Source organism: Gordonia sp. CPCC 205515, assembly GCF_048537925.1.
Classification (GTDB): Bacteria; Actinomycetota; Actinomycetes; order Mycobacteriales; family Mycobacteriaceae; genus Gordonia.
Genome location: NZ_JBCLVJ010000011.1, coordinates 377936 through 389230 on the forward strand (window position 1 = coordinate 377936; position 11295 = coordinate 389230).

Annotated in this window: 9 protein-coding genes; 4 read left to right on the forward strand and 5 right to left on the reverse strand. The window is 65.9% G+C overall.

The window, feature by feature from the left end; genetic code table 11:
• Window positions 1-73: 73 nt before the first annotated feature.
• A complete protein-coding gene (locus AAFP30_RS19315; RefSeq protein ID WP_419231602.1) occupies window positions 74-1063 on the forward strand; it encodes an LLM class F420-dependent oxidoreductase in 990 nt (329 codons plus the stop codon).
• Here AAFP30_RS19315 and AAFP30_RS19320 read toward each other — a convergent pair.
• Window positions 1056-2645 carry a GMC oxidoreductase gene (locus AAFP30_RS19320; RefSeq protein WP_419231603.1) on the reverse strand — a complete coding sequence of 530 codons (1590 nt, stop codon included), beginning with the start codon at window positions 2643-2645 and terminating at the stop codon, window positions 1056-1058. The two genes, AAFP30_RS19315 and AAFP30_RS19320, sit on opposite strands and share 8 nt — an antisense overlap.
• A 187-nt stretch (window positions 2646-2832) precedes the next feature.
• On the opposite strand from AAFP30_RS19320, the gene AAFP30_RS19325 reads away from it, so the two are divergent.
• A complete protein-coding gene (locus AAFP30_RS19325; protein ID WP_419231604.1) occupies window positions 2833-3678 on the forward strand; it encodes a 3-hydroxybutyryl-CoA dehydrogenase in 846 nt (281 codons plus the stop codon).
• A 125-nt stretch (window positions 3679-3803) separates the two neighbouring features.
• Here the strand turns inward: AAFP30_RS19325 and AAFP30_RS19330 are convergent, their stop codons facing one another.
• Together AAFP30_RS19330 and AAFP30_RS19335 are read right to left on the reverse strand one after the other, a co-directional pair.
• Entirely contained in the window at window positions 3804-4424 is a 621-nt protein-coding gene (locus AAFP30_RS19330) for a TetR family transcriptional regulator (protein ID WP_419231605.1), read from the reverse strand.
• Window positions 4425-4443: 19 nt separating this feature from the next.
• Entirely contained in the window at window positions 4444-6681 is a 2238-nt protein-coding gene (locus AAFP30_RS19335) for an MMPL family transporter (RefSeq protein ID WP_419231606.1), read from the reverse strand.
• 170 nt (window positions 6682-6851) lie between these two features.
• Between AAFP30_RS19335 and AAFP30_RS19340 the strand changes: the two genes are divergently transcribed.
• The gene (locus AAFP30_RS19340) at window positions 6852-7475 is read left to right on the forward strand and encodes an alpha-ketoglutarate-dependent dioxygenase AlkB (protein WP_419231607.1); all 624 of its coding nucleotides are present in this window, start codon (window positions 6852-6854) and stop codon (window positions 7473-7475) included.
• Between the two features lie 73 nt (window positions 7476-7548).
• A complete protein-coding gene (locus tag AAFP30_RS19345; RefSeq protein WP_419231608.1) occupies window positions 7549-8082 on the forward strand; it encodes a hypothetical protein in 534 nt (177 codons plus the stop codon).
• A 285-nt stretch (window positions 8083-8367) separates the two neighbouring features.
• Here the strand turns inward: AAFP30_RS19345 and AAFP30_RS19350 are convergent, their stop codons facing one another.
• Window positions 8368-9246, reverse strand: coding sequence for an oxidoreductase (locus AAFP30_RS19350; RefSeq protein WP_419231628.1), 879 nt, complete (start codon window positions 9244-9246; stop codon window positions 8368-8370).
• Between the two features lie 35 nt (window positions 9247-9281).
• The gene (locus AAFP30_RS19355) at window positions 9282-10979 is read right to left on the reverse strand and encodes an adenylate/guanylate cyclase domain-containing protein (protein ID WP_419231609.1); all 1698 of its coding nucleotides are present in this window, start codon (window positions 10977-10979) and stop codon (window positions 9282-9284) included.
• Between the last annotated feature and the right edge of the window lie 316 nt (window positions 10980-11295).

The window sequence follows — 11295 nt, forward strand, 5'->3', positions numbered from 1 at the left end:
CACTTCATGCCGGCACCCCAGTCGGCCGACCCGAACCCCACTTTACTGGCGTGCCGTCACGTAGCGTTGACGCATGCGATTCGGAATGTTCATCCCCCAAGGTTGGCGTCTCGATCTGACCGGCATCCCGCCGGCCGAGCAGTGGTCGGTGATGTCGTCGCTCGCGGCCACCGCCGAGGACACCGGCTGGGACTCCATTTGGGTCTACGACCATTTCCACACGGTGCCGGCGCCCACCGACGAGGCCACCCATGAGGCCTGGTCGCTGGTGTCGGCGTTCGCCGCGACCACCTCCCGCGTCGACATCGGCCAGATGTGCACCGCGATGAGCTACCGCAACCCGATGTACCTCGCAAAGGTCGCCGCGACCGCCGACCTGATCTCCGGCGGACGCGTGCAGATGGGCATCGGCGGCGGCTGGTACGAACACGAGTGGCGCGCCTACGGCTACGGATTCCCGTCGGCCGGTGTGCGTCTGGCGCGCCTCGACGAAGGTGTGCAGATCATGAAGCAGGCCTGGGAGACCGGGCGGGCCACCTTCGACGGCAAGCACTATCAGGTCGACGACGCCATCTGCGCGCCGCAACCGACCGCCGGCCGCATTCCGTTGTGGATCGCCGGTGGTGGCGAGAAGAAGACCCTGCGGATCGCCGCGCAGTACGCCGACTACACCAACTTCGACGGCACCCCCGACGGATTTGCGCACAAATCGTCGGTGCTGCAACAGCATTGCACCGACCTCGGCCGCGACTATGACGCCATCGTGCGGTCGGCCAACTACAACGTGATCCTCGGCGAATCCGACGCCGAGGTCGAGCGACAACTCGTCGCCCTCGAGGAGCGGCTCGCCTCCTTCGTCGACCCGGCCGCCGCGAAAGCCACCATGGGCGCCTTCCGCGGCATGCCGGCTGTCGGCACTCCTGCGCAGGTCGTCGACAACCTGAGCGCACTGGCGGATGCCGGGATGTCGTACGGGATCTTCTACTTTCCCGACATCGCCCACGACCGCAGCAGTGTCGAGTTGTTCACCCGAGAGGTGATGCCGGCGTTGCGCGCTAAATAACCGTACCGACGTCCCGCGCGACGATATTGTCAAGTGCGCGTTCGGCAACGGCGGCAATGGTCATCGACGGGTTGCACGCCGCGGTGTTACCGGGGATCAGCGCGCCGTCGAGCACGTACAGGCCACGCTGATCGTGCACCCGGCCGTCGAGGTCACAGACGGTGCCCATGCATGCACCGCCGAGTCCGTGCCAGGTGGAGTTCAGGAGTGCGTTGGTGTCGGAGAGGACGCCGTCGCGGCCGGCGATCGCCCGCGCGGTCGGCCCGATGCCGCGGTTCTGGATGCGTGCGTCACCGTCCTTGGGCCAGAACAGTTTTGCGTCGCCGAGGGTGGCGTCGTAGGCGAAGTGACCGCGGGAGTCGCTGACGCCGTAGCCGACCATCATGGTGCTGTGCGGGTCGATGGACAGCGACGGGATGGACGCCTGGATGACGGTGTGCGCCAATGCCGGATTCGACCAGTTGAGGCTGCCGTAGATGACCGGGCCGCCCTGGATCGCGCCGAAACCCTGCGACGGGTTGGTCCACACGTAGATCCGATCGGCGTTGGTGCCCCACCCGCGGCCCAGGCCGTCGGGCATGTCGCGCAGCAGTCCACGCGCAACCGAACGCACCAGCACTTTGGTGGTGTTGATGCTGCCGGCCGCCATGATGAGCGTCTTGGTGTGCAGCAGTTTGTGTTCCAGCACGCGACCGGTGTCGTCGATCCGTTCGGTGTGCACGATCCAGCGGCCGTCGCGGCCGCGCTCCACGTCGGTGACCTGGTGGTGGGTGCGCACATCGACGCGGCCGGTGCGTTCGGCCTGCGCGATGTAGGTGACGTCGACGGAGTGCTTGCCGCCGTTGTTGACGCCGATGGCGCAGTCGCCGTTGGTATAGGACGGTTTCATTGCGCCGCGGAGTTCGGCGAGCGCGTAGTTCCAGTCGATCGGCATCGGAATCTTCGACACCGGTCGTCCGGCCGCTCGCGCGTTGCGCGCGAATGTCCGCGCCGCAAGGTAATTGGGGCTGCGGACGAGCGCGTCCGGCGCGGTCCGCAATCCGAGCATGCGGGTGACGCGCGGATAGTGCACCCGGTTCATCAGGCCCCAGTCGAGCTTTTCGGGCAGATGTGAGTTGAACACCTCTTCGGTGGGCTGCAACGACATTCCCTGGTAGACCAGGGAGCCACCGCCGAGACCGGCCGCGCACATCGCGGTCATGTTCTCCCCGCTGACGGCTTCAAACAAACCGACGTAGGGGTCGAAAGCCGCAGGACGACCGAATAATTGCGGACTCGACCGGTACCACAGGACCCGCTTGTCCGGCGCCATTGCGTGCGGGAATGTCTCGGAGTTGGGACCGGTGGCCCATCGTCGACCACGCTCGAGCAACGTCACCGGCACCCCGGCCTGCGCCAGTCGCAGCGCGGCCACACCGCCACCGAAACCCGACCCGACGACGACCACTCGATGGTCCTCCCTGGTCACTCGAATGCGCTTGGCCGGCGCAGCGTGCGCGCTCCCCAACTGCGATGCGGCCACCGCGGCGACACCTGCCGCGGTGGCGCCGGTCAGAAATGAACGTCGACCGAAATCAGCCATATCTCCCCCTTGTGTGAACCCCGACCCATCGGGGCCCTCCCGAGACCCCGGTCACCATCAAACCTCAATCAGTCAAATGACTCAACACTCAGAGTCAAAGTGTGCGCTCGGGGTTGCGCGAGCAGTGGCAGACGGTGCCCGATAGGTTGGGTGCATCGAATTGGCACGACATGGGAGATGACCTGCAATGACACTTCTGGGAGTGGTCGGCGGTGGCACCATGGGTGCCGGTATCGCCGAGGTGGCCGCGCGAGCCGGCGACGACGTCCTGATCCTCGAACGCGACCAGTCCGCGGCCGACGCCGCCCGCGCCCGGATCGAGAAGTCACTGCGGCGGGGGGCCGATCGCGGCAAGATCACCGACGAAGAGGCCAAGAACGCGATCGACAAGGTCCGCACCACCACGTCGATCGACGACTTCCACGATCGTGCACTGGTCATCGAGGCGCTGCCGGAGATCGAGTCGCTCAAGGTGCAGTTCTTCGAGGAACTCGACCGGGTCACGCTCAAGGACGCCATCCTCGCGACGAACACGTCGTCGATCCCGATCATCCGCATCGCCAAGAACGTCGCCGACCCGTCCCGTGTCGTCGGTGTGCACTTCTTCAACCCGGTACCGGTGATGCCACTCGTCGAGATCATCGCGAGCCTCGCGAGCTCCCCCGAGGCGATCGACAAGGTCACCACCTACGCCCGGGACCACCTGGGCAAGAAGACGATTGCCGCCGGCGACCGCGGCGGATTCATCGTCAATGCGCTGCTGATCCCGTACCTGGTCAGCGCCATCCGCATGTACGAGAGCGGCTACGCCACCAAGGAAGACATCGACGCCGGCATGATCAACGGCTGCGCGCATCCGATGGGACCGCTGACCCTGTCCGACACCGTCGGCCTCGACATCGTCCTCGACGTCGCCGAGTCGCTCTACCAGGAGTTCCGCGAGCCGCACCTCGCGCCGCCACCGCTGCTGCAGCGCATGGTCGAGGCCGGCTACCTCGGCAAGAAGACCGGCAAAGGTTTCTACGACTACTGACCGACTCGTCGACAGCGCCCAGAATTTCGTCGACGGCGCCCGCGCTCTCGTCGACAGCGCCCCGGGTGGGCACTGTCAATGAGATTGCGGGCGCTGTCAACGTCTGAACGGGCGCCGTCGACGAGTCAGAGGGGCAAACCCTGCTCGAGCAGGTCGATGGCCTCGAGCAGGGTGTCGAGGAGAGCGCTGGGGTTGTCGACCTCGACGGCTTCGACCGCGCGAAACATCACGCCGCCGACCGCCGCCATGAAGACCCGCAACCGCTGGTCGTCGGGCGACTTGCCGAGATAGTCGGAGACGAATTCGTTGGTGTCGAAGATCGAGGCATCCGCCTCCACTTGATTCGCCAAGCGCAACGCGGGTTCATCCAGCAGCAGCCGCAATCGTTCGGGATTACTTGCCCACGGGTCGTCAATGAACAGGCCGTGCATACCGGTGACGAGGTGACGCACCAGATCAAAGTGCCCCATGCCCGGCGGAATCCCCTCGAGCAGCGACTGCCGTGCTTCCTCGAGTCCGTCGTCGAGAACGACCTGTTCCTTCGACGTGAAGTAGCGGAAGAACGTGGTGTGCGAGACCTCGGCCGACGCCGCGATCTGCTCGACGGTGGTCTGTGCGTAACCGTGTTGCGCAAAGAGCGCCATGGCAGCATCCCGGATCGCGGCGCGGGTGCGAATCTTGTTCCGCTCCCGCAACCCGATTCGATTCATCGGACCGGTGTCGGGGGCCGTCTTCGGAGGTGCCATGGCGCTCTGCCTTCCTTACTTAGTTCGCACTCACCTGTTCTCGGGTCTCACCGCCCGAGTCCGGCGACGTCAGTCCCCGGTCACGGACCGCGGTACCCTCGATGTCAAAGTTCGGCACAAGGCGATCCAACCACTTCGGCAGACCCCAGGCACGATCTCCGAGCATAGCGATGATCGCCGGCACGACCATCATGCGAATGATGAAGGCGTCGAAGAAGACCGCGATGGCGAGTGCGAAGCCGAGCATCTTGGAAGTCGTGTCAGGAGAGAGCATGAACGCGGCGAATACGCTGATCATGATGATCGCGGCGGAGGTCACTACGCGTGCGCCGTGCCGGTAGCCGGCGATGATCGCGTCCTTGGCCGACATGCCGTGGATGTACTCCTCCCGCATTCGAGTCACCAGGAACACCTGATAGTCCATCGCGAGACCGAACACGACACCAATCAGGAAGATCGGCAGGAACGACAGGATCGGCTGGGTGTTGTCGATCAGCCCGAACGCGCCCTCCTGGAAAATCAGCACGGTCATGCCGAAGGTGGCGAGGACCGAGAAGATGAACCCCATGGTGCCGAGCAGCGGCACCCAGATCGACCGGAACACCGCCATCATGATGAGGAACGCGAGGCCGACGACGACCACGAGGTACGGGATCAGCGCCTTGTCGAGCTTGGCCGACAGGTCGGACATGATTGCCGTCTGCCCGCCGACGTGCAGTTCGGCACCGGCCTGCTGCGCGGCCGGGGTGTAGTCGCGGATCTCCTCCATCAGGTCGTGGGTCTCCGCCGACGACGGCGAGCTCGTCGGAGTGACCGAGATAAGTGCGGTGTCGGCGCCGGAGTTCGGCTGCTGCCCTTGGCCGTTGCCGATCCAGGTCAGGGTGTTGGCGTTGGCCACGTCGTCGAGCGTCTTGATGTGGGCGACGGCCTTGTCGGCAGCCGCGGTGACGTCACCGTTGTCGGTGTGCAGCACCACGAGCAGCGGACCGTTGATGCCCTCGCCGAAGCCACGCTGCAGCAGCGACTGGGCAGGCGCCTCGTCGTCGCTGGTCATCGACATACCCAGTTCGAGCTTCGACACCGGGATCGCCGCCAGCACCAGCACCAGCAAACCGCCGACGATGAATAGCAGCGGACGTTTGACGACAGTCCGGCCGAACTTCACACCAAGCGGGTCGACCGTGTCGGATTCCTCGGCGTGCTTGATCCACGGGATGCGCGGGGTGAAGGCGAAACGCCCCACCGCGCCGAGCAGGGCGGGGATCAGCGTCAGAGCGGCGAGCACAGCAATCGCGACCGCGACACCGGCGCCCATACCCATCTGGGCGATCAGCGGGATGCCGATGACCATCAGTGCGACCACCGCAATGATGACGGTCAGGCCGGCGAACACCACCGCGGACCCGGCTGTACCCACCGCGCGCCCGGCCGCATCGGCGGCATCACCACCGCGGCGTCGTTCGGTGCGGTAGCGGGACACGATGAACAGCGCGTAGTCGATCGAGACCGCGATGCCGAGCATGGTCACAATGGCGGTGGCGGTCTCGTTGATGTCGATGAACTTGGCCGACAAGGTCAGCAACATGATCGTGAGCAGCACGCCGACGATGCCGGTGACGAGCGGAATGAACGCTGCGACGAGCGCGCCGAAGGCGACAATCATCACCACGAACGCCACCGCGAAGCCGATCAGCTCGGACTTGCCTCCGGCTTCCATGACCTGCATCAGCGAACCGGTGGCCTCGACCTGCAGCCCGCCGCCACGATGCTCGGCCAGAATGTCCTTCAACTGATCTTTCTGCTCGACCGTCAAGTCCGCGAGATTGGTGTTCTGCTGGACTTGGATGAGTCCAACCTTGCCGTCGTCGCCGATCACCGTCGCCGACATCGCGGGCTGCGCCTGCGCAACCGCCAGTGGATTGGCGACGGTCTTCGCGTCGGTCAGTTCGGGCAGTTTCTGCAGGTCGGTGACCAGTGCGTCAATCTGCGACGAGTGGGCGGCAAGTCCGTCGTCGGCTGCCACCAGCACGCTTGTGGACGCGCTTTCCTGCTGCTTCATGACGTCCGGGAAGTACTCCTGGACCTGCTCGGTGGCCGTGCCGGAATCCGTGCCGGGAAGGCTGAAGTCCTTCGCGAACTTGGGGCTCAGCGCCCCGACCAACCCACCGACGGTGAGCGCGGCGATCAACCAGACGGCGATCACCCACCACTTGTGCCGGAAGGAGAACCTTCCGACCCGATACAGAAATGACGCCATCGCGCTCTACCTTCCAGTCGAAATGTTAGTTACTACCACTTGTTATTGGATACCGAAATGTTTCACAGTTCGCAACAAAGTTGCAGGTGGACGTGACGGACATCTCGTGAACCTGCACGGTTTTCCGCATCATCGAACGCGTGTTCGCATTCGTCCGCTACCCTGGCAGCATGACCGCGGGCATCCAGTCGTCACTGTTCGACCAGTCGGAGACCGTCGAAATCGGGTCGCTGACGTCGACGACCCGGCGCGAACTGTCCGACGGCGCCTGGGTGGATCTGCGGCCCGGGTGGATCTCGGGCTCGGGTCAGCTGTTCGACCGACTCCGGGACACGGCAGCATGGCGGGCCGAACGACGGCAGATGTACGACCGGGTCGTCGACGTGCCGCGGCTCGTCGCGATCTATCACGAGGCCCACGATTTTCCCGATCCGACACTGGTCACCGCGCGCGACACCTTGACGGCGCACTATCGCGACGAGTTGCCCGGCGGGTTCGCGACCGCCGGGTTGTGCCTGTATCGGAGCGGCGACGACAGTGTCGCGTGGCACGGCGACCGGATCGGTCGCGGCAACTCCGAGGACACGATGGTCGCGATCCTCTCGCTCGGCTCTCCCCGCCCGCTCCTGCTGCGGCCCCGCGGCGGCGGGTCGTCGCTGCGCTTTGTCGTCGGCCCGGGTGACCTGCTGGTGATGGGTGGCAGCTGCCAGCGGACATGGGAGCACGCGGTGCCGAAGACGAGTGGGGTGGGTGCGCGGATCAGCGTGCAGTTCCGCCCGCTCGGCGTTTGGTGATTCGAAAGGGCGCCCCACCACGTGCTTTAATCGAATCGTTATCAACACATGCCCCGGGGTCGAAGAGAGAATCATGAACCGCACGTCCGTAGCCGCCGTCCTCCTGAGCGCCGCAGCGATCACCGCTGTCGCCGCGCCCGCGTCCGCCGATCCGCTGGGCGACCTGTTCGGCAGTTCCGGCAGCGCGGACATGGGCAGTTCGAATCTCCTGGACGCGGGCAGTTCGGCGCTGGGGTCGTCGAGCGACAAGCCCCAGCATTTCGGCAAGCTCGGCCGCCCCGACGCACCCAACGGTGTGAAGTCCATCAACACATGGGTCTACGCCCCCAAGACACAGCCGGTCGGCGACAACACCTATCCGAAGAACTCGCAGCTCGGCGTGCGCTGGAACTCGACCATCGACGCCGGACCGGTGATCGACGGCAACGAGTGCAAGATGGAAATCCGCATCACCGGCCCCAAGATCCCGGCCAAGGCGCAGCTGTTCAAGACCCAGGATTGCACCGCGACGCACACCTATCTGCTGCGCACGCCGGGCGCCTACGGCATCACCGTCACCGACACCATCTCGGGCGCCTCGAACGCGATCAAGTTCAACGTCGCGTAAAGGTCACCGGCCTTGCCCTTCGTGGCTCGGCTTGCGCCTCGCACCTCAGGGATCGTTTCTTCTGAGGAGCCCGCGAGGAACGAGCGCGACCTTAGCCCCGCCCCCTGAGGAGCCCGCGAGGAACGAGCGCGACCCTGGCCCCGCCCCCTGAGGAGCCCGCGAGGAACGAGCGCGACCCTGGCCCCGCCCCCTGAGGAGCCCGCGAGGAACGAACGCGACCCTGGCCCCGCCCCCTGAGGAGCCCGCGAGGAACGAGCGAGCGTCACGAAGGGTCAAGAACGCGAGCTAGATCCCGAATGGGGTCCCAGTCAGCTTCTCCGACAACTCCCACAGTCCTTTGCGAACCGCGACGTCGTCGGCGCGCTTGTTGTACCCCGACCGTCCGGGGGCCCCGTGCATGCCGAACAGCTTCGTCGGGCCGTAGAACGTGCCGTTGGTGGCGTCGGGCGAGGTGGCGGCGTACAGGGTCGGCAGCGCGCCGGCGGCCGCGGATTGCGCGACCGGCAGTGTGTTCATGAGCCGCATGAACGTATCGGTGAAGTTCTCCGACCGCCCCTGCAATTCGGTGGCCGCGTATCCGGGATGGGCGATCATCGACGTCGTCGACGATCCGCTTGCCGACAACCGCGCCGCCAACTCCTTGCCGAACATCAGGTCGGCCATCTTGGAGTCGCCGTAGGCCTGCCAGCGCCGATAGCGCCGAAGTTCCCAGTTGAGGTCGCCAAGGTCGATCCGACCAATCTGATGGACCCCGGAAGACAACGTGACCACGCGATCGGAGATTCGGTCGAGGATGAGCGCGGTCAATGCGAAATGACCGAGGTGGTTGGTGCCGATCTGCATCTCGAAACCATCGGCGGTCCGGCGCAGCGGCACGGCCATCACACCCGCGTTGTTCACCAGCACGTCGGCACCGGTGAAGGCGTCGGCGAAACGGCGCACCGAGTCGAGATCGGCGAGGTCTAGTTCGGCGACGGTGGCCGCCGACCCGATCTGGGTCGCCACAGCGTCGGCCTTGCCGGTGTTGCGGCAGGCCAGCACCACCTGCGCTCCCTTGGCCGCGAGCGCCTTCGCTGTTTCGGCGCCGAGTCCGCTGTTGGCGCCGGTCACCACGAATCGCCGTCCGGACTGGTCCGGAATGTCGGCCGTCGACCAATCACTCATCACGTGCCCCCTGCTCATCGTCTGTTCCCGCCACGCTACCGATCATCGGTGGACGGTGACCTGATCAACCCGGTCATCCCGGCCCGTGCGGGGCGGAGGAACCCGGCGACGATCCCACCGAGCATGGAACCCTCGTCGGGGCGGCGCGCAAGACCGACCGGAACGTAGACATCGGTTGGGATGTTGCGTCCGCGCAGGACGCGGGTGCCCACCGACTGCCAGTGCGTGGCCTCCATCTCCGCCTCGTGGATGGCGGCGCCGCTCGCGAGGACCGGGACCTTGGCGGTCTTGGCCATCTCGGAGAGCCGGGCGCATTCGTTGACCGGATCACCGATGACCGTGTACTCGTAGCGCTGTTCGGCACCGACGTTGCCGGCGAAGGCCATGCCGTAGGAGACGCCGATCCCCCAGCGGATGGGGAGTTCTTCCAGGCGCGCGGCCAGTTCGCGGGCGGCCGCCAGCGATGCGCCGGCCGGATCGTTGAGTTCGACGGGGACCCCGAAGACGGCCAGTGCAGCGTCTCCCTCGAACTTGTTGACGATGCCACCGTGGTTGTCCACGACGTCGGCGACGACGGTGAAGAATCGATTGAGCAGTTCCACGGTGTCGGCCGGATCTTGTTGGGCGGCAATCGAGGTCGATCCGATGATGTCGACGAACAACACACCCACGTCCGCGTTGGTGCCGTGCATGCCCGCACCGCGCTGCAATGCGAGTTCGGCGACCGTGTCACCGACATGGCGCGCGAAGAGTTCACGCATCCGTTCGCGTTCGTCCAGTCCGGCGACCATCTCGTTGAATCCGTGTTGTAGCACACCGAGTTCCGATGAGTCGTACACGTCGACGTGGGTCGAGAGGTCTCCGCGCTGCACCTTCTGCACCGCGTGCCGCAGTTCGGTGAGCGGATCGATGACGGCCTGTCCGACGAGCGCGATCACACGTCCACCGGTCGCCAACCCGACCAAGGCGAGCACCACGGTCGCCCAATCGATGGGCCCCGCGACCGGGGGCAACAGGTCCGACCAGCGTCCGATGTTGAGGATCAGCAGACCCACCATCGGCACCGTCGAACTGACCGCCCACACCGCCAGCATCCGGCCCCGGACGCCGTGCATCACATGCGTGGCCGGATTGTCTTGCAGCGCAATGATCGACAGCGGTCGCGCGAAACGTTCGGCAAACAGGTACGTCATGCAGCCGATGGTCAGTGCGGCCATACCGAAGGCGACGGCCACGCCGAGCACCGTCTGGATGGTGAAGACGTCGAAACGGATCAGGCTGACGACGCAATAACCGACGACAGCCATCATCCATGCGCTGACTGTGACCGCCGCCTGCACCGTGGGTATGCGCTGCACCGAGCGGCGGCGGGCGTGGTCGGCGGGTTCCCCGCTGATGAACCACCGCAATTGCGGCTTCATCACCACCAGTGCCAGCAGCACGTTGATCACCAGACCGAGCACGATCGCGGTCACCATGGCCGGAAAGTTCGGGGCGCCCACAGTGGTCTCGCGGGTCATCTGGCCGCCGTTGTAGGCAAGCTGCACCAGGAGGAAGGTCTCGACGCCGACCAGCAGGTTGCTGCTGATGATGGCGGTGCCGGCGACCAGAGTCGCGCGCCGGGCAAGACGGGTCCGTTCCACGCGACCGATCCCGGCCCATTCCTTGAGCGTCGGCGGCCGTTCGATGCCCCACACCCGCGCCGAGAAACGACGACGCGCCCGCGACCACATCTCGTGATCTCCGGTTCCTCCCGCGCCAGCCCCGCGTTGCGGTCGCACCTGGTGCCTTCCTCTACGTATCCGTCACATGAGCGTACTCAACAAGACGGCGCGCACAGTAAAGGACCGAGCCTCCTCGCTCCCTGAGGAGCCCGCGAGGCGCCAGCCGAGCAAGCGCCCCACCGCTCCCTGAGGAGCCCGCGAGGCGCCAGCCGAGCAAGCGCCCCACCGCTCCCTGAGGAGCCCGCGAGGCGCCAGCCGAGCGAGCACCCCACCGCTCCCTGCGGAGCCCGCACGGCGCCCGCCGTGCATGCACCCACCGCCCCCC